The organism is Caulobacter sp. FWC2, from assembly GCF_002742625.1.
Taxonomy (GTDB): domain Bacteria; phylum Pseudomonadota; class Alphaproteobacteria; order Caulobacterales; family Caulobacteraceae; genus Caulobacter.
In genome coordinates, this window is record NZ_PEBF01000001.1 from 3,483,408 (window position 1) to 3,506,406 (window position 22,999).

23 protein-coding genes and 1 riboswitch are annotated in these 22,999 nt (G+C 67.8%); of the genes, 8 read left to right on the forward strand and 15 right to left on the reverse strand.

Going from position 1 to position 22,999, the window contains the following annotated elements; genetic code table 11:
- Positions 1 to 110: 110 nt before the first annotated feature.
- On the forward strand, positions 111 to 1,007 hold the full coding sequence (locus CSW62_RS16720; protein WP_099579724.1) for a cobalamin biosynthesis protein CbiG: 897 nt from the start codon (positions 111 to 113) through the stop codon (positions 1,005 to 1,007).
- Between the two features lie 88 nt (positions 1,008 to 1,095).
- Here the strand turns inward: CSW62_RS16720 and CSW62_RS16725 are convergent, their stop codons facing one another.
- Positions 1,096 to 2,541: an MATE family efflux transporter gene (locus CSW62_RS16725; RefSeq protein ID WP_099579726.1), complete on the reverse strand. Its 1,446-nt coding sequence runs from the start codon at positions 2,539 to 2,541 to the stop codon at positions 1,096 to 1,098.
- Between the two features lie 111 nt (positions 2,542 to 2,652).
- On the opposite strand from CSW62_RS16725, the gene CSW62_RS16730 reads away from it, so the two are divergent.
- The 3 genes from CSW62_RS16730 (at position 2,653) to CSW62_RS16740 (ending at position 5,205) form a co-directional block, all read left to right on the forward strand.
- Complete coding sequence (locus CSW62_RS16730; RefSeq protein ID WP_099579728.1) at positions 2,653 to 3,672, forward strand: SDR family oxidoreductase; 1,020 nt, start codon at positions 2,653 to 2,655, stop codon at positions 3,670 to 3,672.
- Positions 3,673 to 3,740: 68 nt separating this feature from the next.
- Complete coding sequence (locus CSW62_RS16735) at positions 3,741 to 4,127, forward strand: VOC family protein (RefSeq protein ID WP_099579730.1); 387 nt, start codon at positions 3,741 to 3,743, stop codon at positions 4,125 to 4,127.
- A gap of 7 nt (positions 4,128 to 4,134) precedes the next feature.
- The gene (locus CSW62_RS16740; RefSeq protein ID WP_099579731.1) at positions 4,135 to 5,205 is read left to right on the forward strand and encodes a ThuA domain-containing protein; all 1,071 of its coding nucleotides are present in this window, start codon (positions 4,135 to 4,137) and stop codon (positions 5,203 to 5,205) included.
- Here the strand turns inward: CSW62_RS16740 and CSW62_RS16745 are convergent.
- From CSW62_RS16745 to thiC, 7 genes are all read right to left on the reverse strand, one after another.
- Positions 5,194 to 5,757, reverse strand: a complete 564-nt coding sequence (locus tag CSW62_RS16745) for a DUF2239 family protein (RefSeq protein WP_099579732.1) — start codon at positions 5,755 to 5,757, stop codon at positions 5,194 to 5,196. The two genes, CSW62_RS16740 and CSW62_RS16745, sit on opposite strands and share 12 nt — an antisense overlap.
- On the reverse strand, positions 5,757 to 6,092 hold the full coding sequence (locus tag CSW62_RS16750; protein ID WP_099579733.1) for a GIY-YIG nuclease family protein: 336 nt from the start codon (positions 6,090 to 6,092) through the stop codon (positions 5,757 to 5,759). Before CSW62_RS16750 ends, CSW62_RS16745 begins: the two co-directional genes overlap by 1 nt.
- 77 nt (positions 6,093 to 6,169) lie before the next feature.
- The gene (locus tag CSW62_RS16755; RefSeq protein ID WP_099579734.1) at positions 6,170 to 6,556 is read right to left on the reverse strand and encodes a hypothetical protein; all 387 of its coding nucleotides are present in this window, start codon (positions 6,554 to 6,556) and stop codon (positions 6,170 to 6,172) included.
- 176 nt (positions 6,557 to 6,732) lie between these two features.
- Complete coding sequence (locus CSW62_RS16760; RefSeq protein WP_099582332.1) at positions 6,733 to 9,486, reverse strand: TonB-dependent receptor; 2,754 nt, start codon at positions 9,484 to 9,486, stop codon at positions 6,733 to 6,735.
- A gap of 396 nt (positions 9,487 to 9,882) precedes the next feature.
- On the reverse strand, positions 9,883 to 11,271 hold the full coding sequence (locus tag CSW62_RS16765; protein ID WP_099579735.1) for a S41 family peptidase: 1,389 nt from the start codon (positions 11,269 to 11,271) through the stop codon (positions 9,883 to 9,885).
- A 73-nt stretch (positions 11,272 to 11,344) separates the two neighbouring features.
- Entirely contained in the window at positions 11,345 to 12,415 is a 1,071-nt protein-coding gene (locus CSW62_RS16770; protein ID WP_099579736.1) for a hypothetical protein, read from the reverse strand.
- A 74-nt stretch (positions 12,416 to 12,489) separates the two neighbouring features.
- On the reverse strand, positions 12,490 to 14,328 hold the full coding sequence (thiC, locus tag CSW62_RS16775; protein ID WP_099579737.1) for a phosphomethylpyrimidine synthase ThiC: 1,839 nt from the start codon (positions 14,326 to 14,328) through the stop codon (positions 12,490 to 12,492).
- Between the two features lie 74 nt (positions 14,329 to 14,402).
- Positions 14,403 to 14,508: riboswitch (TPP riboswitch) on the reverse strand.
- A 117-nt stretch (positions 14,509 to 14,625) separates the two neighbouring features.
- Here thiC and CSW62_RS16780 point away from each other — a divergent pair.
- Positions 14,626 to 15,150: a RidA family protein gene (locus CSW62_RS16780; protein WP_099579738.1), complete on the forward strand. Its 525-nt coding sequence runs from the start codon at positions 14,626 to 14,628 to the stop codon at positions 15,148 to 15,150.
- A gap of 3 nt (positions 15,151 to 15,153) precedes the next feature.
- Here the strand turns inward: CSW62_RS16780 and CSW62_RS16785 are convergent, their stop codons facing one another.
- Genes CSW62_RS16785 through CSW62_RS16795 form a run of 3 tightly spaced genes read right to left on the reverse strand, consistent with a single transcriptional unit; the run spans position 15,154 to position 16,982 of the window.
- Complete coding sequence (locus tag CSW62_RS16785; RefSeq protein WP_099579739.1) at positions 15,154 to 16,002, reverse strand: neutral zinc metallopeptidase; 849 nt, start codon at positions 16,000 to 16,002, stop codon at positions 15,154 to 15,156.
- Between the two features lie 11 nt (positions 16,003 to 16,013).
- Positions 16,014 to 16,379 (reverse strand): hypothetical protein, encoded by a 366-nt coding sequence (locus tag CSW62_RS16790; protein WP_099579740.1) that lies wholly within the window; start codon positions 16,377 to 16,379, stop codon positions 16,014 to 16,016.
- A gap of 45 nt (positions 16,380 to 16,424) precedes the next feature.
- Positions 16,425 to 16,982, reverse strand: a complete 558-nt coding sequence (locus CSW62_RS16795; RefSeq protein ID WP_099579741.1) for a hypothetical protein — start codon at positions 16,980 to 16,982, stop codon at positions 16,425 to 16,427.
- 145 nt (positions 16,983 to 17,127) lie between these two features.
- Between CSW62_RS16795 and CSW62_RS16800 the strand changes: the two genes are divergently transcribed.
- Positions 17,128 to 18,126 (forward strand): D-cysteine desulfhydrase, encoded by a 999-nt coding sequence (locus CSW62_RS16800; protein WP_099579742.1) that lies wholly within the window; start codon positions 17,128 to 17,130, stop codon positions 18,124 to 18,126.
- A complete protein-coding gene (locus tag CSW62_RS16805) occupies positions 18,126 to 18,800 on the forward strand; it encodes an aspartate/glutamate racemase family protein (RefSeq protein WP_099579743.1) in 675 nt (224 codons plus the stop codon). Before CSW62_RS16800 ends, CSW62_RS16805 begins: the two co-directional genes overlap by 1 nt.
- Here the strand turns inward: CSW62_RS16805 and CSW62_RS16810 are convergent.
- Complete coding sequence (locus tag CSW62_RS16810) at positions 18,797 to 18,976, reverse strand: hypothetical protein (protein ID WP_099579744.1); 180 nt, start codon at positions 18,974 to 18,976, stop codon at positions 18,797 to 18,799. The genes CSW62_RS16805 and CSW62_RS16810 overlap by 4 nt on opposite strands.
- Positions 18,977 to 19,591: 615 nt before the next feature.
- Here CSW62_RS16810 and CSW62_RS16815 point away from each other — a divergent pair.
- A complete protein-coding gene (locus CSW62_RS16815) occupies positions 19,592 to 21,226 on the forward strand; it encodes a pectate lyase (RefSeq protein WP_099579745.1) in 1,635 nt (544 codons plus the stop codon).
- 4 nt (positions 21,227 to 21,230) lie between these two features.
- On the opposite strand, the gene CSW62_RS16820 is transcribed toward CSW62_RS16815, so the two are convergent.
- The 3 genes from CSW62_RS16820 to CSW62_RS16830 all read right to left on the reverse strand — a co-directional run bounded on the left by CSW62_RS16820 (position 21,231) and on the right by CSW62_RS16830 (position 22,999).
- Positions 21,231 to 21,974: a hypothetical protein gene (locus CSW62_RS16820; protein ID WP_099579746.1), complete on the reverse strand. Its 744-nt coding sequence runs from the start codon at positions 21,972 to 21,974 to the stop codon at positions 21,231 to 21,233.
- Positions 21,975 to 22,097: 123 nt separating this feature from the next.
- On the reverse strand, positions 22,098 to 22,673 hold the full coding sequence (locus tag CSW62_RS16825) for an SRPBCC family protein (RefSeq protein WP_099579747.1): 576 nt from the start codon (positions 22,671 to 22,673) through the stop codon (positions 22,098 to 22,100).
- A gap of 62 nt (positions 22,674 to 22,735) precedes the next feature.
- Positions 22,736 to 22,999 (reverse strand): DNA-binding transcriptional regulator, encoded by a 264-nt coding sequence (locus tag CSW62_RS16830; protein ID WP_099579748.1) that lies wholly within the window; start codon positions 22,997 to 22,999, stop codon positions 22,736 to 22,738.

Here is a 22,999-nt window from a genome sequence, read left to right on the forward strand (position 1 = left end):
CTGTCCGAAAGGACAGGCTCTTTTCGTATGGGCGCTGCGCGTTGGGCTGGCCGTGAGGTTCGCGCCGGAGTAGAAGCGCGGCTCCTGTCCTTCCCGGGGAGCCGCCTGCCGTGTCGCGTCTGTTCAGCGCCTATGTGATCGTCGACTGGAGCGCCGCGGCCAAGCCGACGACGGGCGCTGACTCCATCTGGATCGGCGTGCTCAAGCGCGACGTGCGCTTCCGGCTGACCTTCGAGAGCTACAACCCCGCGACGCGCGGCGAGGCCGAGACGCGGCTGGCCGCCGTTCTGGACGACCTGAAGAAGCGCGGCGAGCGGGCCCTGGTGGGCTTCGACTTCCCGCTGGGCTTCCCGCGCGGGCTTTCGCAGGCCCTGTCGCTGCCGGGCGAGACCGCCTGGCGCGCGGTCTGGGACCAGCTGGCCAAGATGGTCAAGGACAAGGCCGACAACACCAACAACCGCTTCGGCGTCGGCTCGGAGATCAATCGTCGCCTGACCGGCGGCCCCTTCCCGTTCTGGGGCTGCCCGCCCAAGGACGCCCTGACGACGCTGCAGCCCAAGCGCCCGCGCGAACATGGCGAAGGCGACCTGCCCGAGTTCCGCTACGCCGACCAGGCCGCCAAAGGCGCGCACTCGATCTGGAAGCTCTATTACAACGGCTCGGTCGGCGGTCAGGCGATCATGGGCATCCCGGCCGTGCGCCGGCTGAAGGACGCGCGTGGCGACGCCGTGCGAGTCTGGCCGTTCGAGACCGGCTTCAAGGCCCTGACCGAGGCCGACCTCGAAGGCGTCGCCGTGGTGGCGGCCGAGGTCTATCCGTCGCTGCTGAAGATCACGGCCGCGCCGGGCGAGGTCAAGGACCTGACCCAGGTGCGCACCCTGGCCGAACACTTCGCCAAGCTGGACGAAGCGGGCAAGCTGGGCGCGCTGTTCGATGCGCCGAAGGGTCTTTCTGAAGACGCACTGGCGGCGGCCGAGACCGAAGAGGGCTGGATCCTGGGGGCCTGATCCCTTCTCCCCCTGCGGGAGAAGGTGGCTCGCGAAGCGAGACGGATGAGGGGTCGAAAGCCCTATCCGTCCTGCCCCTTACAACCCCTCATCCGACGGCTGCGCCGCCCCCTTCTCCCGCAGGGGGAGAAGGGGAATTGCGACGATCCCGCCAGTCCAGCATCCTGAACCTGAACAGCAGGAATGCCGCCGCCAGGAAACTGGTGACGATCACCGAAATGATCACCCCGTTCAGGCCCATGCCGCGCGGGATGGCCAGCCACCAGGCCAGCGGCCCCATGACCAGGGCGTAGCTGATCAGGTGGGTGAAGGTCGGGACCCACACCTCGCCGCGCGCCCTTAGCGCCTGGGCCACCACCACCTGCACCGCGTCGGGCGCCAGGAAGAAACAGGTCAGGACCAGGGCGGGCAGGATCAGGCCCAGGGCCGCCGGATCGGTCGTATAGGCCAGGGCCACCCAGTGGCGGGTCGGATAGAGCAGCAGGCCGCACGCCACGCCGATCACGGCGATCACCGCGAAGGCGATCCAGCCGGCGCGCTTCATGCCTTCCGGATCGCGGGCGCCATAGGCCCGTCCGACCTGCACGGCCGTGGCCGAGGCCAAGCCCAGCGGGATCATGAAGATCACGCCCGCCACGTTCAGCACGACCGCCCAGGCCGCAACGGCCAGGCCGCCGATCCAGCCGGCGACCAAGTTCATCCCCGCGAAGGCCGAGACCTCGAAGAAGTTCGACGCGCCGGCGCCGTAGCCGATCCGGCGCTGCTCGATCTCGGCCGGCCGGTCGCGCGCGGGCTTGTCGAAGACGCCCAGCGCCCGGGCGTCCTTCATGCGCAGGACGTAGATGGCCAGGGCGACGGCCAGCACGGTGCGCGCCACGAAGGTCGACCAGGCGCCGCCGACCGCGCCCAGGGCTGGCAGGCCGAAGGTCCCCGGCACGAACAGCAGATTGGCCGCGAGGTTCACGACATTGGCCAGCCACATCATCACCGCCCCCGGCGTCGGCCGCGCCAGGCCTTCCAGCCAGAAGGTCAACGCCACTGAGATCGCATAGACCGGCAGGGACAGCGAGAAGACGATCAACGGCGCCGTCGCCCCGTCGGCCAGGCCGTCCTTCAGGCCCAGGCTGTGCAGGAACAGCGGGCCGAACAGCGCCAGCACCGCCGCCGAGCCGACGCCCAGCCACGCGCCGTAGCTGAGGCCGCGCCGCAGCACCGCGCCGGTCTCGTGCCGGCGACCTGCGCCGATGGCGCGGGCGGTCATCACCTGCACCCCGACCAGCAGGCCGACCGTGGCGGTGACGAACACCGAGGTCGGGGCCCAGGCCATGGCGTGGAAGCCCAGCTGCCGGGCCGAGAAGTGGCCGACGACAATGGCGTCGGTCAGGCCCATCACCATGATGCCCAGGCGCGACAGCACGACCGGCCCCGCCAGGCGGAGCAGTTCGAGCAGATCGGTCAGAATGGGGCCGCGCGGCCGCTCCGGGGGGAGCGCCGTTCCGGCCGCGTCGCGCGGCATGGTCGTCACCAATGTCAAAGAGGGCGCAACCTGACCGATGCCCGTTTTGCAGGCAACCCGCTTTCGGTCAGGCTTGGAACATCGGCGGACGCCAGTGGTTTTCCGGGCTCAGTCCTTCAGGAGCACGCCATGGCCGAGACCCAGACCCCCGAGTTCGAGCACACCGGCGACCGCGTTGCGGAAGCCTATCGCGACATCCAGGCGCCGCTCGACGCCAAGGAGGAGCGGTCCTTCAAGTCCGACGGCGAGGAGGAAGGCGACAAGCCCAGCCACGCCATGCAGGCCGGGGCTCGCCCCTACCCCGCTCCGCCCTACCCCGAACAGCACCAGACCAAGCCCGGCGACGAGGCCGCGCTGAATCCCGCCCCGATGTACGACGCCCCGTTCTACAAGGGCTCGGGCAAGCTGGAGGGGAAGGTCGCCCTGATCACCGGCGCCGACAGCGGCATCGGCCGCGCCGTGGCGGTGCTGTTCGCCCGCGAAGGCGCGCACGTCGCCATCGGCTACCTGAACGAGGACGACGACGCCAACCTGACCCGCATGGCCGTCGAGCAGGAGGGCCGCCGCGCCATCCTGCTGCCCGGCGATGTCGCCGACCCCGCCTACGCCAAGGCCGCCGTAGAAAAGACGGTGGCCGAGTTCGGCCGCCTCGACATCCTGGTCAACAACGCCGCCTTCCAGGAGCACGTGCTCGACTTCGAGGACCTGACCGAGGAACACTTCGACCGCACCTTGAAGACCAACCTCTACGGCTATTTCTACATGGCCAAGGCAGCGGTGAAGCATCTGCCCAACGGCGGCGCGATCATCAACACAGGCTCGGTGACCGGCCTGCTGGGCAACAAGGACCTGGTGGACTACTCGATGACCAAGGGCGGGATTCACGCCTTCACCCGCTCGCTGGCCACGCACCTGATCGACAAGGGCATCCGCGTGAACGCCGTCGCCCCTGGCCCGGTCTGGACGCCCCTGAACCCGGCCGACAAGCTGGGACCGGACGTCGCCCAGTTCGGCGCCAAGACTCCAATGAAACGCGCCGCCCAGCCCGAGGAGATCGCCCCGGCCTATGTGTTCCTGGCCTCGCCCCAGACGGCCAGCTACATCACCGGCGAGATCCTGCCGATCATCGGGGGCTACAACGGGGGCTAGTGGCCTCATCGCTTTCCTTCCCGGCGGGATTGGCTAGGCTCGCGCTTCCCTGAAGCTCGAGTCTCGCCATGGCCCGCCGCGTCGCCCTCGTCTCTCTGCTGGTCGCCGACTATGACGAGGCCATCGCCTTCTATGTCGGCAAGCTGGGCTTCACCCTGGTGGAGAACACCGACATGGGCCACGGCAAGCGCTGGGTCGTGGTCTCGCCGGGGACCGACGGCACCAACTTCCTGCTGGCCCGCGCCACGGGCGAACAGGCCGAGGCGATCGGCCGCCAGGGCGGCGGACGCGTCTGGCTGTTTCTGCACACGGACGACTTCGCCGGCGACCACGCCCGCATGAGCGCCGCCGGGGTCACCTTCCTGGAGGAGCCGCGCCATGAGGCCTATGGCACGGTGGCGGTGTTCGAAGACCTTTCCGGCAACCGCTGGGACCTGCTGCAACCCAAGAGCTGAGACGACGATGCGCCGACTGCTGACCCTGTTCGCGGCGGTCGCCGCGCTCTTCTCCGCTTCCTTGGTCGCCCCAATCGCCGTCGAAGCCGCGCCGGCCAAGATCCGGGTGCTCTATCTCGATCAGTCCGTCGGGTTCGTGCACAAGCCGGTCACGCGCCCCGCCAACAGCAACGGCCCGACCCAGTCCGAGATCGCCCTGGCCGAGATCGGGGCCAAGACCGGCGCCTTCACCGTCGAGTCCACCCAGGACGCCCGCGTGATCACGCCTCAGAAGCTGAAGGATATCGACCTCCTGATCTTCTACACGACCGGCGAACTTCCGATCTCGAACGAGAACTGGGCCGCCGTGCAGCAGTGGGTCGAGAGCGGCAGGGGCGGCTTCATCGGCCTGCACAGCGCCACTGATACCCACTGGGACTACAGCGGTCCGGGCCAGACCTACACCGCCTACATCAACGGCAAGTTCGCCGGACACCCCTGGACGCAGGGCACGCCGATCACCGTGCAGGCCCTCGGCCAGAAAGCGGGCGGCGGCAAGGATCCCGTCAACACCGCCTGGCCCGCCCGCTTCCCCTATGCCGAGGAGATCTATCAGTACTCGGACTATGACCCCACCAAGGTCCGCGCGCTGCAGGCCCTGGACTTCACCGACATGGCCCTGAAGCGTCCATGGTTCGTGCCGATCACCTGGACCCGCCAGATCGGCAAGGGTCGCCTGTTCCAGACCAATCTGGGCCACACGCCCAGCACCTGGAACGATCCGCTCTACCGCGCCCAGATCCTGGAGGCCGTGCTCTGGACGGCGCATCGCAAGCCGGGCGCGGCCAAGCCCAATCCGGACGAGCAGGCCCTGTGGGCGCTGCGCTCGCTGCTGGCCTATGACGGTCGCCCAAAGGCCGAGATCGACACGCGCCTGGCCAAGCTGGCCAAGGCCGATACGGCCTGGCTGCGCGACGCCGCCGCCCGCACGGCCGCTCTTCGTCCGCTGTGGCCCGCCAAGCCCGACAGCGACAAGGCTCCGTTCGACGCGGCCTACAAGACGGTGCTGGACGACGTCGTGGCGAAGTCAGGCGGATAAGAACGCCTCCGCCGCATAGGTGCGTAGCTGGCTGGCGATGTCGACCGGCCAGCCTTGGATCCGCGCTTCGAAGCCCTTGTCGTCGCTGGCGAACAGGGCCCGCATGGCCTCTTCGAAGTCCGGCAGGTCGCCGCCGATCGCCGAGGCGAAGCGGTATGCGGCTTCGCGAGCGGCGCGGATGCGGTCTGGCCCCTCGCTGGCCCGCCGAGCGGCCTCGACCAGCTTGCGCAACGCCACCGAAGCGCCGCCGGGCTGCGCGGCCAGCCAGTCCCAATGACGGGGCAGCAAGGTCACCTCGCGCGCCACCACACCCAGCTTGGGCCGGCCACGACCGCGCGGGGCCTCTTCCGGCGGCGCGAGACGCGCGGCCAGGGCCTCGGGTCCGCCGCTGAGATCGAAGTCCACCGACCGACCTGCGGGGTCGAAGATCAGCACCCCCGCCTCGCCGATCAGCCTCTGGGCCGCCAGGGCCGCGTCGAGGCGCGAGCCGACCGCTACCCGCAACTGATCATGAAAGACGACATAGGGCTCTTCGCCCGGGTTGATTGGCATCAGTTCAGCCCCGTGGCGTTCAGCGTCGCGATCCAGTGGGCGCGACGGTCCTTGAGCTTGGCGGCTCGCATGGAGCCCTCAAGCCCCTCGATGTCGACCGCCTCCACGGCTTCGAACAGGAAAGCCTCCGCGCCATGGGCGTTCCAGGCGGCCTGCAGGCTTTTCTCGCGATGCGAGCCCTGGCGCAGCGAGAACCAGACGCCGTTCTGACGGTTGGACAGGTCGGGGGCGACGCCGATCCAGACCTCGCCCGTCGGCACGCAGCGCACGGCATAGACGCCGGACTCGACCTTGCGCTCCCTGTATTCGCGCAGCAGCGCCTTGCGGTCCGACATGCCAAACTTCTCCGGAGGCGAAACGCCTGGCGCGCCTTTTACCCGGACGAAACTCGAAGTCAATATTGCCCGGGTAATTATCCCTCGAGGGCGCGGAACGGCACGTAGCCTCGCTCGACCAGACGCCGGGTCGCCTCGTAGACCGCCACCAGCTCCTCATACGCCGAGCGCAGGTGGGCCAGACGCGCGACCTGAGCCTCGGACAGCGAAGCGGTGGCGTCGGCCATCGATGCGGCCTCGGCCACCCACTTGGCGCGGGCCGTCGCGGTGGCCACCGCCAAGCGCTGGAAGCGGCTGGCGTCGGCGTTCGGCACGGTCGCGCCCAGCACCGCCTTGTTCGAGGCGTAGGCGGTGTAGTCGATCTGCTCCAGATAGCCGCGTAGGCGGCGCTGGACCAAGGGATCGGTGTCGGTGGGCTCGAAGTGGTCGCCGGTGCGGCGCGTGCTGGAAGTCATGGTCGCCATGACGGCCTCCGATCCGGCCGAGGGCGGCCGTTCTAGCTGGAAGCGTGCGCCTGAGAGTTTAATGACATATTGAGCCGCGATGCGACCAATCGACTGACGCGCAGGTTGATCGCACTGGCTTGGCGGCCGGCGGCTTGGCCAAGGGCGGGTAGGCCGCCCCGGCCAAGCCGCGGGGTCTAAAGCAGCTTGCGGAAGCCCAGGCGCACCGTCCGGCCCAGCGGGTCCAGATAGTCGCGCTGATAGGCCTGGGGCGTCGCGCCGCTCTGGTCGCGCACCGACTGCTTGGAGTCGAACAGGTTCTCGAAGTTCAGCGACACCTGGGCGCCCTTCAGGAGCGGGAACTTGTCGACCATCGGCTTGCGCGCGGGGGCGCTGAAGTTGGCGAACAAGTTCACGCCCAGCGTGGCCAGGTCCGAGAAGTAGAGGGTCTGGCCGCCGGTCGAGCCGCCGTCGACCCAGGTCGAGGCCTTCCACGCGCCGTTGAAGCGGAAGCCCAGGCCGTCCTTGAAATAGCCGCCCTGGATCGAGACTTCGTGGCGCGCCTGGCCGTTGCGTGCGCTGATCGCCGCGCCGTCCAGTTGGTCCAGGACCGGCATGCCCTTGCGGACCGTGATCTCATCGCTGAGGCGCCAGGTGTGATAGACCGACAGCTGGAACAGGCCCTGGCCCGGACGCATCATGCCGACGGGCGGTCCCCCCATGCCGCCGCCGGGACCGCCGCCGCCGCCGCCCGGGGGACCGCCAGGACCGCCGCCGCCCATGCGCATCATGCCGCCGCCACCGGGCGGTCCGCCGCCCGGGCCGCCGAAGCGCGCGCCGGGACCGCCGCCGGCTCCAGGCGTCGGCGTGCCGACCGCCTTGAACAGGTTGAAGCCCCAGCGGATGTTCTCGTTCTGGGCGCTGGCGAAGTTCACCGGACGGGCGTCGATCGACAGCAAACGGCCCGAGGCGTCCCGCACGAAGCGGTCTGGGAAGGCGCGCTCCAGGTCCGGGGTGATCGCCGGGAAGGAAGCGATCACGTTCTTGGTCTCGGCGCGGGTATAGGTGGCGTTGAAGGTCAGCTCGATCTTCTCGAACGGCTTGTAGTTGACGCCGAACTTGCTGACCTGGCGATTGTCGTTCAGCAGGTTGGCGTTGCCGCCGTCCGTACGGCTGATGATCACCGTCTGGCCGGTCGTGAAGTCGAACACCGAGACGTTTGGCGTCACCACCAGCGGATCGTTGATCTGGTTGGTCGTGGGCGCGCCTTCTTCGTCGGTGTAGCTGGCGATGAAGCTGATCAGCTTGATCGGCGACCAGTTGAAGCCGCCGCCCAGGGTGGTCAGTCCGCCCAGGTCCGACAGGTTGTCATAGCCGGCGTTGAAGTTGGCCGAGAGGTCGCCCAGCTTGGCCAGCACGTTGTTGCGCGTGCTGGTGATCGGCAGGTTGAAGCTGCTCTGGAAGCTCTCGGTCGTGCGGGTGATGTCGCGCTTGGTGGTCACGCCCGAGCGGACGGTCTCGGAGTTCAGGCCCTTGCTGTTGGCCCCGACCTTGAACGTCGTCTGCAGGCCGCCGGCCGGCAGCATGAAGAGGTTGCCGTTCAGCACCAGTTCGGCGCTGGCCGCGGTCGAGATCGAGTGGGCCGTGTCCGGGGCCACGGTCTTGTAGAGGCTGGGCGCGATGACGCCGAACGGATTGACGGTGGGGTCGCCCGCCGCCACGGCGGCCTGGAACGCCGAGGCGTCGAGGCCGCGGCCTGTCTCGGTGTCGGTCTTGGTGCGGTCGAAATCGCCGGTGACGTTCCAGCGCCAGTCCTTGACCCGGCCGTTGGCGGCCATGCTGACCTGGGTGCGCAGGGTGTCGACGTCGCGCGACAGGGCGCCCGGCGCATCGATATAGCGATAGCCGGTCACGGTCTGCGAGAACGGCGAGAAGGGGCTGCCGCCCGGCAGGCTGAAGGTCACGCCCGGCAGGCCCAGCAGGGCGTGGGTGCTGGAGTCTTCCAGGTTGCCGCTGAGGGTCAGCTGGGTCTGCTTGTTGAGGTCGCGGCTGATCGAACCCCGGAACGTGCCCTTGTCCGCCTTGGAGATCAGCGAGCGGCTGGCGGTCAGGTCGCCGGTGTTGTAGCGGCCGGCCAGCGGACCGAAGTCGGCCAGCGGCGCGCGGCCGTTCACCGCCGAGTCCGGCACGCCGGCGAAGCTGGAGGCGATCGTCGGGTCGAGATTGCCGCCGTTCAGGCTCGAGACATTGCCCACCAGATCGAACGGCTGGCCGTTCGGCGCGCGGACGATGTTGCGGTCGGTCTCAAGCAGATAGGGGTCATGCGACAGCTGGACGTCGACGTTCCAGCGTTTGTCGCCGTTGATGTTCACCCGGTTGCCGCCCACGTTTGGCGAGGTCCGGCCGCCATCGGTGGCCACCGTGACTGCGGCTTGCGTCTGCAAGGCGTTGTAGTTCTTCTTGAGGATGATGTTCACGACCCGCTGGTCGGCCTTGTAGCCGTAGCTGAGCGCGACCTCTTCCGGCAACACCTGGAACTTCTCGATCGCTTCGGGCGGGATCCCCTGGATCTCCTGGAAGCCCGAGATACGGCGACCGTTGATCAGCAGCACTGGTCCGCTGCTGTCGCGGCCGCGCGTGCTGGTGGTCTGGGGCGTCAGCATGGTCAGCAGTTCGCCGATGCTGCCCGCGCCGAAGCTCTTGATCTCTTCCTCGTTCAGTTCGATCTCGGGCTTGATGTCGCCCTCGACCTTGCCGCGCGGATCGGCCTGGATGACCAGACCCTCAACCTCGTTGGGGCCGTCGTCCTTGACCTGCGGCTTCTTCGGATCCGCTTCGGCGACCGCCTCGGGCGGGGCCATGGGTGGGATCGCCGGCGCGGCCGAGGCGGCGGACACGGGGTCGAGCGCGGCCGAGGCCAGCCCGTACAGGAGGATGGTCGAAAGGGTCATATAGGCCCACGAAAACACGAGTGACAGGAACGTCGACGCTCGGCCGCGCCAACGCTGGGTTGCCGCTCCTTACGGGGGTGCGACGCCCTCCGCAACGCCCCCCGGCGTTAAGAAAAAGCAATGCGCCATAAAGCGCACACTCGTGTGTCTTCAGGCGCTCAAACAACGTCCAGGCATTGAAATATCGTCACATTTTCGGCCGTGGCGTGTTGCGCGCGAAACGATGTTGCAGCTTGGCAATAAAGCGCGCCAGCATGTCGCACCGACGCATGAGGCGCGGATTGGAGGCGTCGCGCGGCGGAGCCTTCAAAAAGCGCCTGCAACCTGAGCGTGCTAGCCCTTAGGGAACACCTGGCAGCCGCCGGCGACCTTTCGCTTGCATGACGACCAGGACGTTCAGCGGCCCGTCGTTCCGACAGCCCCCTCGCGAATTTTCGCGATCAGGCCGAGGATGGCCTTGGCGTGACCATTCGAGAGGTCGCCATCGGGAAAGACGGCCATCGGCACGTCGGGGACGAGCCCCCTGCCCTCCAGGTCCTGGCCCTCCGGTCCCTTATAGAGCTCGGCCGGCAGCGCCATCGCCCAGCCGTTCGGCAATGGCTTGGGCAACTGATCGGAGAACGCCCCGCGCGTCGTGCCGCCCACCTGGGTGACATTGGGCAGGGCCTTCATCATCAGGGTGAAGGTCTCGCCCGCGCTGACGGTGATGTCGCTGGTGACCAGATAGACCGGCCCGGTGAAGCGGACCGCGCTGGCGGGCTCTATCTTGATCGGCTGCGGCGGCGCCTTGGCCCCGACCGGAACCTTGGCGTAGGCCGCGCGCGGCCGCGCGGCGAAGCGGGCGGCGATGCGCTGGCCGATGGTGTCGTAACCCCCGCGGTTGTTGCTGACGTCGACGATCAACGCCTTGGCCCCCGCGAAGGCGGCCATGGCTTCGTCTAGCACGGGATCCAGGGGCCGGGGATCGTCCGGCGCCGCATTGCGGGCGAAGGCGCCCATGGTCACGATGTTCAGATAGCCGATGTCGTCGACCCGCCCCCAGAAGACGCGGTTATTGGCCGCCTGCCGACCGCGCCCCTGCAGGATCCCGGTCAGGATCCCTTCCCGATAGGCCTGCAGCCACGCCTTCTCCTCGCCCTGCGGATCTGCGGCGTGGACGCGGTTCAGGGTCGGAGACTCGCCGGGTTCCAGGTCGCGCCGGGAGCCGTCGACAATGCCGTGCAGCTCGACATGCGGATCATCAAGCCCGGCGATCAGACCCGACAGCGCCGTCCAAAGCTGGGCGTCGGTGGCGCTCGGCCCGACCTGGGCCAGGGCCGCGGCCTTGCGCGCCGGCCAGTCCAGCTTGCGCTCGGCCGAACGCGGGTAGTAGGCGGCGAAGGTGTCGGCGGCGAAGGCGACGATGCGGTCCGGGGTCCAGGCCGCTGCGGCGATACAGGGCGTGGGCAGGTTGGGCAGCTTGTCGAACAGATAGCGCGTGCCGTCCTGGCTGCCGGTCAGGGTGATCGTTCCCTGCCCCTCGGCGCGCCAGAGGGCCATGACGCCGTCGGGATCGGGCTCCCGGCGCGGATCCGGATAGCAGGCCTCGCCGGCGGTCTGGAACAGCTGGGCGCCGTCGGGGCCGAACTGCACGATCCAGCCGTAGCCGCGCGACTTCCAGGCCCCGCGCAGCTCCGCCGCCACGGGTTGTCCCTTGGCCTGCACCGGCCAGAACGGGCTTTCGGCGATGGCCGGAGCGGCGACGGCGAGGACGGCGACGGCCGCCAGCAGACTCAAGCGTTTCATTGAACGGTTCATGGGCCGCGACGGTGGAGATGTCTCCGCCGCCGCGCCAGTTAAATCGCTGCAAGGGCCGCCGCTAGGGGAGCAGAACGGCCTGAGGGGCGCGGCGCAAGGACCGAGGCAAATCAGGTCCGTAACCGAAGCGGACGACAAGATCGGGGCGTTTGGCCGGCTCACCCAGCCAGGCGGCCATTCGGCGGCGCGTCCACAGATCCTCGACCGGCTGGTTGAGAAAGGCCAGCTTCAAGCCTGCGGCGGTAGCCGTCAGCGCGAACCGGGTGAAGGCGCGTCCCACGGCGATCCAGCCGGCGGGCGTCTCCGCTGGACCGGTGAAGACCACCGCGCCCGCCGAGCTGCTCATCCAGCCCGCGAGGCGATCGGTCTCGCTCTTCTTCGTCATGACCATGGGAAGCAGCCGCTCGCCCAGCCAGCGCGGTGCGGTGAGGTTGCCGGAAGCGGCCGTGAACAGTCCGTCCCGCTTCACCAACGCTTCTCCGGCGTCGAAGCGGATCCAGTCCGTCAGTTCGCGCATGAAGGCGGGATCGGCCAGTTGGGCGCTATTCCCGGCGACGATCATGTCCGTCAGGTGAGCGCGCTCGCCTGGCTCCAGCACCCATCGAAGCTCCACGTCCCGTCCGATAGCGGCCTCAAGCTGTCGCAACGTGGCCGCGTCCACGGCTCTGCCGTCATATTCGGTCCGGGTCGAGGCGCGGCGGTGGATGGCCTGGAACAGGACGTCGGGGCGAGCCGGCGCGCTGGAGAAAGCGATGCTGACGCGGCCTTCCGGCAAGATTTCCGGCTCGCCCGCCCATCCGTAGCCGGCGCCCGCCTGTAGCAGCGTCTCCAGAGCGCAGCCCAGGCTGACGAACAGGTGATGGTCGTCCGGATCCACCACCGAGGTCCGCCGTGAAAAGTCCGGAAGAATCTCGATCGCGCGAGGCTCGATCCGAAAGCGCCAGGGCTGGGTGTTGTGTCCGTTCGCCGCCAGCGTCGCGGCATGGATCAGGGCGATCATCGGCACGCCGCCCCCGCCCAGGTCCGGCAGACGCCAGAGATCCCGGACCGCGCGTTCGTAAGGGCTTTCGCCGCCGGAACATCCCGCGACCAGCAAAGGCATGGCGGCGATCAGGGCGCGGCGGGAGGGCATGGCGGCGGCTCCGAAAGCCTGAGCTTTAGCCGCCGCCACTCGCCTCGCCTAGCGGCGAGTCAAACCCGCCCGCCCTATTCCGTCTTCAGATAGATCTCCGAGCCCTGTTCCTTGAACTTCTCGCTCATCTCGGCCATCCCCAGCGCCGCGTCGTTCGGCGCGATGCCGGCCGCGAAGTCGCGGACCTCGTGGCTGATCTTCATCGAGCAGAACTTGGGTCCGCACATCGAGCAGAAGTGGGCGGTCTTGTGCGCTTCCTTCGGCAGGGTCTCGTCGTGGAACTTGCGGGCCGTTTCCGGGTCGAGCCCGAGGTTGAACTGGTCCTCCCAACGGAACTCGAACCGCGCCCGGCTGATGGCGTCGTCCCACATGGCCGCGCCCGGGTGGCCCTTGGCGAGGTCGGCGGCGTGGGCGGCCAGCTTGTAGGTGATGACGCCAGTCTTGACGTCGTCGCGGTCCGGCAGGCCCAGGTGCTCCTTGGGCGTGACGTAGCAGAGCATCGCCGTGCCGAACCAGCCGATCATGGCCGCGCCGATCGCCGAGGTGATGTGGTCGTAGCCAGGCGCGATGTCCGTGGTCAACGGGCCCAAGGTATAGAAGGGGGCCTCGTGGCAGTGCTTCAGCTGCTCGTCCATGTTGGCCTTGATCTTGTGCATGGCCACGTGGCCCGGCCCCTCGATCATCACCTGGACGCCGTGCTTCCAGGCGACCTTGGTCAGCTCGCCCAGGGTGCGCAGTTCCGAGAACTGGGCCTCGTCATTGGCGTCGGCGGTCGAGCCGGGACGCAGGCCGTCGCCCAGCGAGAACGACACGTCATAGGCGCGCATGATCTCGCAGATGTCTTCGAAGTGCTCGTAGAGGAAGTTCTCCTTGTGGTGGGCCAGGCACCACTTGGCCATGATCGAGCCGCCGCGTGACACGATCCCGGTGACCCGCTTGGCGGTCATCGGAATGAACGGCAGGCGCACGCCGGCGTGGATCGTGAAGTAGTCGACGCCCTGCTCGCACTGCTCGATAAGGGTGTCGCGGAAGACCTCCCAATTCAGGTCTTCGGCCACGCCGTTGACCTTCTCCAGCGCCTGGTAGATCGGCACCGTGCCGATCGGGACGCTCGAGTTGCGGATGATCCAGTCGCGGATGTTGTGGATGTTGCGGCCCGTCGACAGGTCCATGACCGTGTCGGCGCCCCAGCGCGTGGCCCAGACCAGCTTGTCGACCTCGTCGGCGACGGTGGAGAGCACCGCCGAATTGCCGATATTGGCGTTGATCTTGACCAGGAAGTTGCGGCCGATCGCCATCGGCTCCAGCTCGCCGTGGTTGATGTTGGCCGGGATGATGGCGCGGCCGCGAGCGATTTCCTGGCGCACGAACTCAGGCGTCACGAAGTCGGGGATGCTGGCGCCGAAGTCCTCGCCGTCGCGCACGCACGGACGGTCCTGCTCGCGGCGCAGGTTCTCGCGGATGGCGACATATTCCATCTCGGCGGTGATGATCCCGGCGCGGGCGTATTCCAGCTGGGTGACCAGCTTGCCGGGCTTGGCGCGATAGATCGGACGGCTGTTGTCCGGGAATTCCGGAGCCAGGTGCTTGCCCTGGGCGAAGCCGTTGTCCTCGGGCTTCACCTGGCGGGGATTGGCGACCAGCTCGACATCGCCGCGCGCCACGACCAGGGCCTCGCGGGTGCGCGGCAGGCCTTTCTCGATGTCGATCGCGACAGTCGGGTCGCTGTAGGGGCCCGACGGGTCGTAGATGGTCACCGGCGGTTCGTTGGCCGACGGGTGGACAGCCACCTCGCGGAACGGCACGCGGATGTCGGGGAACAGCTGGCCGGCCTGGTAGACCTTGCGCGAGCCGGGGATCGGGCCGGTGGAGATGGTCTCGGCCACGGACTTGATGGTGGTCTGGATATTCATTTCGGGCGCTCCTCAAGCTTCTAAGGAGACCCGGACGTGTCGCGCTTGAGTCGGTTTACGGACGGACGACGGGCGCCCCGACCGCGTTCCCTCCCTTCGCCGGCATGACCCGGATCAGGTTCTACGGGTCAGGGCCTAAGCCCAATCTCAGCCGCGCGAGCGACCCCCCGGTGAACAACGGCCGGAGACTAGGCGTGTTGACGCAGGGGTCAAGGGCGAACGACGTGACGGTAAATTCACTTGCCGCCGACGGGCGGCCACGCGATCCGGAGACCTAAGTTCTTCGGAGATCCGCTGATGGCCTTCCGTCGCCTGCTCTTGCCCGTCCTCTGCGCCCTGGTCGCCACGCCCGTCCTGGCGCAGGAGACCTATCCGAAGACGATCCCGTCCTCGGGCGGCGAGGTGATCATCCCCGCCGAGCGCAATCAGAAGGCCTATGACGAGTTCAAGTACGCCCCCGCCCGTCGGGCCGGCGACATGCTCTACGTCTCGGGCGCGGTCGCCGGCCGGGGCAAGGACGAGGGCACGGACCCCGAGTCATTCAAGCGGCAGGTCCGCCGCGCCTTCGTGGCCCTGGACAACACGCTGAAGGCCTCGGGCGCCACGTTCGATGACGTGGTGATGATCAACAGCTTCCACGTCTGGGAAGGTCCCGATCAGCCCGCCCCGCGCTGGGAGCAGCTGGCCATGATCAACGCGGTCAAGAGCGAGTTCATCAAGGGCGCCCATCCGGCCTGGACCGCCGTCGGGACGAGCGGCCTGCTGCCAGAAGGCGGCATCGTCGAGATCCAGCTGATCGCCTACGCCCCGAAGAAGAAGTAGACCTTAGAGCCGGCTGGCCTTGAAGGTATCGCAGGCCGACGGGTCGCCCTGGTCATAGCCCCGCGTGAACCAGCGCATGCGCTGGGCGCTGGAGCCGTGGGTGAAGCTGTCGGGTACGACCTGGCCTTGGGTCTGCTTCTGGATGGTGTCATCGCCCACGGCGGCCGCGGCCCCCAGGCCGTCCTCGATGTCGGCGCGATTGATGACGATCTTGCCGCCCGAGGCCTCGCCCGCGTGGGCCGCCCAGACGCCGGCATAGCAGTCGGCCTGCAGCTCCAGCCGCACTGAGCCGCTCTCCTCACCCCGCGCGCCCAGGCGGCGGGCCTGCTGGTCGGCGCCCAGCAGGTGCTGCACGTGGTGGCCGATCTCGTGGCTGACGACATAGGCGCGGGCGAACTCGCCCTTGGCCCCGAAGCGGCTTTCCAGCTCCTGCCAGAACGACAGGTCCAGATAGACCTTCTGGTCGGCCGGGCAGTAGAACGGCCCCATGGCCGACTGGCCCGTGCCGCAGCCGGTGCCGGTGGCCTGCTTGTAGAGCACGATGGCTTCGGGCGGACGGTAGTCGACGCCTTCGTTGCGGAAGATCGGCGTCCAGACGTCCTGGTTGGAGGCCTCGATCACGTCGATGAACTGGCCCTCGCGGTCGGAGACCTCACCGCGCGTCCCCTCTTGCGCAGCAGGCTGCTGCAGACCTTGCGTGGCCTCCATTGTCGTGCGCGGATCGATGCCGAACACAAAATAGCCGATGGCGGCCAGCACCACCGCGCCGATGCCGCCGCCGGCGATGCCGACAGGCCCCAGACCACGCCGATCCTCGATGTTGCCGGATCGGCGACCGCCTTCCCACTCCATGCAGTCCTCGCTCAGTTCGGTTCGCTGGCGGGCTTGATGGCCCGCATGCGTGCATTGCTCTGGTCCAGCGCGTCCTGCGTCAAGCGTTCCATGCGGTTCGCGGAGGCCGCAAGCTCGGCATCGCGCCGCGCGGCCTCGTCACGCGGCGGGATCGTCCCGTTCCGCTGGTCGCTGAGATCGCGCAGAATCACCTGGGTTCTGGCCCGCTCATTGGCGTTCGAGGTCTCGATCTGGCTGGCCAGCGCATCGCGCCGTACGTCGTCCACCGCTTGAGCGGCGGCGTTACGCGCCTGGATGTCGCGCAAGGTCGTCTGGGCCTGAGCCGCGCCACTCAGCGCCAAAAAGCCAACCGTGAGCAAAAGAACCGTGCGCGTCATCGGGATACTCCTAGCCACTAGAGCGAGCCGACGACGCGCTGTGCGTCAGGGCCGCTTGACCGTGAAACGCGCGAGTTCGGTCTTCGGCGCCAGCCAGCCCGGCTTCAGTTCGGCCGCCCGCGAATAATCCCTGTAGGCGGCTGTCAGGTCGCCCAGGCCTTCATGGGCGAGGCCGCGATTGAAAAAGGCCTTTTCCGGCGCCTTGACGCCCATGCCCAGACCCTTGTCGATCTGCTCGACGCCTTCACGATAGCGCTCCTCGCCCACGAAGGTCGCGCCGCGGTTCACATAGGCCTCGCCCAGGTTCGGGTCGATGTTCGAGGCCTCGTCGAAGTCGGCGCGGGCGGCGCCGAACTGGCGCTGGCGCATCTGCAGCACGCCACGGTTCACATAGGTCCGGGCGCGGTCGCGGAAGTTCAGGGTCTCGACCTCGAGGGCCGTGGTGCAGGCCAGGACGGCGCGGTTGTCCGTCCGGCCCTTCTCGGCCGCATCGGAACATTCCCTGGCCGAACCGCCGCCGATGATCAGGTCCGAGGCGCCGGCGGCTCCGGCGGCGGCCAGGACGGCCGTGGCGCAGAGCGCGGCGAGAGGGATCGCTCGCATGTGTCTTCCTCCCATGGGGCCGGTCTCTATGGCCGGCCGCTTATGATGTGATCATAGCACCGTCGCGCGGTCCGTCGAAGCGTCGCCATCGCATCGAGCGCCGGGCGTGCTAACAGAGGCGGCGACTCCGTCAGGGACCTTACCGATGCACCTCGCCCGCTTTCCCCGCGCCCGCTTCGCCCACCTGCCGACGCCGCTGGAGCCCCTGCCCCGCCTGGGCGCCGCGCTGGGCATCGATCTCTGGGTCAAGCGCGACGACTGCACGGGCCTGGCCGGCGGCGGCAACAAGACCCGCAAGCTGGAATTCCTGCTCGGCGAGGCCCTGGCCCAGGGCGCCGATACGCTAGTGACGCAAGGCGCTGTCCAGTCCAACCACGTGCGCCAGACCATCGCCGCCGGCGCGCGCTATGGCCTGAAGACCGAGGTGATCCTGGAGGAGCGCACCGGCTCCAAGGCCAGCGACTACATGGGCAACGGCAACGTGTTGCTCGACAAGCTGATGGGCGCGGCGATCCGCTATGTCCCCGGCGGCACGGACATGGTCGCCGAACTGGAGAGCACGGCCGAGAGCGTCCGCCAGCGCGGCGGCAAGCCCTATGTCATCCCCGGCGGCGGCTCGAACACTGTCGGCGCCCTGGGCTATGTCGACTGCGCCCGCGAACTGGTGGTCCAGGCCGACCAGATGGACTTGAAGATAGACCGCTTCGTGACAGCCACGGGCAGCGCCGGTACGCACGCTGGCCTGGTCGCCGGCTTCGCGGCCCTTTCGGTCGACATTCCGATCCTGGGCTTCGGCGTCCGCGCGCCCAAGCCCAAGCAGGAAGAGAACGTGTTCAACCTGGCCGTCGCCACCGCCGAGAAGATCGGCGCGGCTGGCCGGGTCAAGCGCGAGATGGTCGTGGCTGACTGCGACTATGTCGGCGAAGGCTATGGTCTCGTCGACCAGGGCGTGATCGACGCCCTGGCCCTGGCGGCTCGCACCGAAGGCCTGCTGTTCGACCCGGTCTATTCGGGCAAGGCGTTGAAGGGCCTGATCGACCAGGCCGGCAAGGGCGCTTTCAAGGGTGAGCGGGTCGTGTTCCTGCACACTGGCGGCGCGCAAGGCCTGTTCGGCTACCAGTCAGTCCTGGAGCCCGCCCTCTGATGAGCAAGGTTCTGGGCGTTCTGGGCGGCATGGGTCCGGCGGCGACGCTGGACTTCCTGGCCAAGCTGCAGGCCGCCACGCCGGTCAAGCGCGAGCAGGACCACCTGCGGGTGCTGGTCGACATCAATCCCAAGGTCCCGGACCGCAACGTCTCGACCTCCGATCCCGGCCCGGTGCTGGCGGCCATGGCCGCTGGCCTGCGCGATGGCGGGGCCCAGGTGCTGGCCATCGCCTGCAACACCGCCCATGCCTATGCGGAAGACGTCCGCGCCTCGGGCCTGCCCCTGGTCGACATGCTGGAGACCGCCGGCCTGGCCGCACAGGCCAAGGGCGCCAGCGTCGTCGGCGTGCTGGGCACCGGCCTGGCGCTCGGTCTCTATCGTGACCGCTTCTCGCACATGGGCCTGGAAGTGGTGATGCTGGACGACCACGAGCAGGTCGAGTTCATGGCCCTGCTCTATCGCATCAAGCAGGGCCATATCGGCCCGGACTCGCGCGAGACCATGGCCGCCCTCGCCCACAGGCTGGTCGGCAAGGGCGCCCAGAGCGTGGTGGCGGGCTGCACCGAAGTGCCGCTGGTGCTGAGCGCCGCGGACCTCTCGGTCCCGTTCCTGGATGCGACGGAAGAACTGGCCCGGCGCTGCGTGGCCGTCTGCCTAGGCGAAACCGCCTAAAGGCTCAGAGCGGGCCGCTCATCGCCATAAGCCTCGAACAGCCCCATCAGGGCCGCCGCGCCGCGCGAGGCCTGGGCCATGCGCAACAGCGCCGCCCGGGCGTGGCCATTGTCGGCGATCTCGGCCTGACGCTCGAGATGCTTCGCTTCGCTGAGATGATCGTTTCGGTTCCCCATGCCGCAAACGTTTATAGAACATGAACGAGGCCGCCATGCGACCGCTGGACGCACACCGTTCATTAACCATTGTTTGGACACGCGCCGAATGTCACGACGGCTGGGGCATGGCGCTAAATGAAAACACCCCCGGACCTTATGAGGCCCGGGGGTGTCGTCCTGTTCCCCAACAGGACAGCGTCGGCTGCGCTCGTTCCAGCGCGGCGGAGTCGCCTCTAAATCGGTAGGCGTTGTTTCGCCGAACGAGAGTCCACAAGCAACGTGTCGCCCTGTCGCACCCCCCATTATGGGGACGCCACGACGCTTGAAATCCTTTGCCCACAACAACTCGGCCCAAGGTGCGGCGCGCTGCCGCAGACCATCCCAGAATGAGGGAAGCCGTCGCAAAAAGTGGGTAGCCAAATCCATGACACCGGTAGCAAGATGTCTGAAACCGTTGCAGCAGACGACGGGGCCTGGATGGGCTGGGAGGAACGCCAAAGCCGTACAGCGTGACAGCCACAAGGGGGCGCCGGTTTCGGCGCCGGTCACGCTTCGAGCTTTCAGATAGCGCCTGTCAGACAGGCGCCGGCGGCTTCCCGATCATCGATGGCTCCGCCTCACCCGGAGTTCCGCATGCCGCTCAGCCCCCTCTCCCGCCGCCGCCTGATGGCCACCACGGCCGCCGCCTTCGCTGCGGCAGGTCTGCCGCTCAACGCCGTGGCCGCGCCGACCAAGGCCGACGCCCTGGGGACCATGAAGAAGGCCGCCCGATTCATGGTCGAGAAAGCCGCCTACAAGGGCGGTTATGTCTGGTCCTACTCGGCCGATCTGACGCGCCGCTGGGGCGAGATGGAAGCCTTCCCGACGATGATCTGGGTGCAGCCGCCCGGCACCGGCACGGTCGGCCACCTGTTCCTGGACGCCTACCACGCCACCCGGGACGACTATTACTACGACGCCGCCTGCAAGGCTGCCGACGCCCTGATCGCCATCCAGAACCCGGCCGGCGGCTGGAACTATATCGGCGACTTCGCCGGCGAGGCCTCGCTGAAGAAATGGTACGACACCATCGGCAAGAACGGCTGGCGGCTCGAGGAATTCCAGCACTACTACGGCAACTGCACCTTCGACGACGAAGGCACCGCCGAGTGCTGCAAGTTCATGCTGCGCATGTACGTCGAAAAGAAGGATCCGAAGTACAAGGCCGCCTTCGAGAAGGCCCTGAAGTTCGTGCTGGAAAGCCAGTATCCGGTCGGCGGCTGGCCGCAGCGCTATCCGCTGAAGGACGAGTTCCACCACCACGGAAATCCGGACTACACCGGCTTCATCACCTTCAACGACGACGTGATCGGCGAGAACATCGAGTTCCTGATCATGGTCTACCAGGCCCTGGGCGATAAGACCGTCCTGGAGCCGATCCGCCGCGCCATGGACTGCTATATCGCCTGCCAGCAGCCGCAACCGCAGCCGGCCTGGGGTCTGCAGCATACCGTGGCCGATCTGAAGCCGGCCGGCGCCCGCACCTATGAGCCCAAGGCCTTCGCCACCCACGCCACGGCCAGTTGCCTGTCGCAGATGATGACCTTCTATCAGCTGACCGGCGATCCGAAGTATCTGGCGCGCGTGCCCGAAGCCCTGGCCTGGCTGGACTCGGTGCGCTTGCCCGACGACGTCATGCCGGGCAAGCCGCGCTATCCGACCTTCATCCAGATCGGCAACGGCCGTCCGCTATATGTGCACCGCACGGGCTCCAACGTAGTCAGCGGCCGCTACTTCACCGACGAGAACCCGCACAACACGGTCACCCACTATTCGTCATTCCGGAACGTGGACGTCAAAGGCCTGCGCGCCCGCTACGAGGCACTGAAGGCCACGCCGCCGGAAGAGGCCAGCAAGCACTCGCCGCTGAAGGGCCAGCGCCCGCTGCCTAAGTACTTCATGGTCAAGGACATCTCGGTCGAGGACCTTTCGGTCGGGGGCGACCTGTCGAGCTCGGCCCCCAAGGCCGTGTCGGCCGACGCCGACAAGGTCACCAAGCTGACAATGGAACTGAACGCCGAGGGCTGGTGGCCCACGCCCCTGACCTCGACCAGCCAGCCCTATGCCGGCGAGCCTCCGGCCACGCCGACGCCAGGCGACTTCTCGGAGACCAAGGTCGGCGACAAGTACGACACCTCGCCCTATCCCGATCCGAACCCGAAGATCGGCATCTCGACCGGCGCCTTCATCGCCAACATGGCGACGCTGATCAAATATATCGACGGCTAGTTGGTCAGGCGCTGAGCCTAAGGGACGGCGAAATCAGGTCCAGAAGGCGATCGACAGCGTAACGGTACAGGGCCAGGTCGAACTGGTTCTGGCCGTCCAGCTTCTGATAGGCCCGCCGCCCCAGTTGGCGGGCCGCTTCGGGGGCCTGGGTCTCGTTCAGGCGATCAATGGCCGCGAGGCGACCGTCGAAGGCGCTTTCGGCCCAGATCATCGACTCATAGGCGTGCTCGGCGACGAAGAACCACGGCATGTGGTCGATCAGGTCCATCGCCTGACCGAGCTCACCTTCGACCGCCCCTGACCAGCCCGAACCGGTCAGCTGACGGAAATGGTGGTCGCAGGTGTGGATGCGCACGGCCGGGTCGTCGCAGGTCACGTAGTCGTCCATCGTCAGGATCTTGGCCAGGACGACCGATCGGAACCGAGGATCGGCCGCCTCCGCGTCGGTGATCTCCACGACATGGCGAAAGTATCGGTACAGCGAAATGACCCGCGCCACGGGCCAGCGGAAATTGGTGACGCAGGCCATCGCCGGACCGATCGCCTGCTGAATGTCCCGCCCGTAATGGCCGCCGTAATAGTCATAGCCGCGATAGGCGCCGTAGCGCCCACGATGGGCGGCGTGCTCCACCGCGTCGTTCTCGATCCTGGGGCATCGTTGTTCGGCTTCGAAGAGACCGGCCAGCGCGGTGGCGACCGAGGTGCCGCCAGCCTTGGGATTATGGAAGAAGAACAGCTGCTTGATCATGCAACGCTCCGCGGAGAGGTCTGGACCGTCTCCGCGGCCCCATGATGCTCACACGGCCAAGCGTCGCCATTCCGTCGCAAGGAAAGCTTGATATTGATCGTTAAATTCGGTGGCTAACGCCGCCTACTCGCAGGCGCGCCTGAGGTTCATCAGGACCTTGGGCGTATCCTTGCGCAGCGCCTCGCGCATCATCCCCTTGGGCACGGGCCAGTCGACCGCGAGACGGTTGTCATAGAACACGCGCGTGCGGCGCCCGCCGTCCAGCGCCTGCAAGCGCCATTCGCCCTGCTCGACCTTCAGGTCGCCCTCCACCAGGTGAAAGCGGATCCGGCTGAACGGCTCGTAGTCGGAGCGAAAGACGATCCGCATGCCGGGAAAGACGAAGGTGCGTCGCGTGACATGCTCGCGGATGTCCCAGCCCCTGCGCTGGTCGCCGGACAGGATGCGGCAACTGGCCAGATTGGTGATCATCCGACCAGCCGTGGCGCAGTCGGTCATGATCGCCCAGACCTTCTCCGGCGGCGCGGCGATGTCGACCACCGCCCGCACCCGGCCGGAAATGCCGTCGGGATCAGGCGAGACCTCGGCATAGGCCTCGCCCCTGGCCAGCGCCGCCTGGGCCTTGGGCGTCAACTCGAAGGCCTGAGCGGACCCGCTCAAAGCCCACGCCATAACCGCCGTCACGATCCATCGCCGCATGCGTCTGCTCCTTCACCTGAAGCAGCTACGTCGGCCGCGCGCGCCTGGACGCTACAGCCCCGCTACAGACCGGCGCGCTCCAGCGCCTCGCGCACCACATCGGGGGCGTGATCGATCACGCGGAGGTAGGCGGTCAGGGCGGCGTCGGGGCGGACGTCGCCGTGTTCCAGGTCTTCCAGCAGCGTCCGGTCGATGTGAAACGCGCGGGCGAAGTCGGTCTGGCTGAGCCCGGTGCGCCAGCGCACCGCCTGCACCAGGGCCCTGGCGGATCGCGCCCGCGACGGGGCGGCGGCTTCGTCGATCGCGGGGTCGGCGGGTCTGATCAT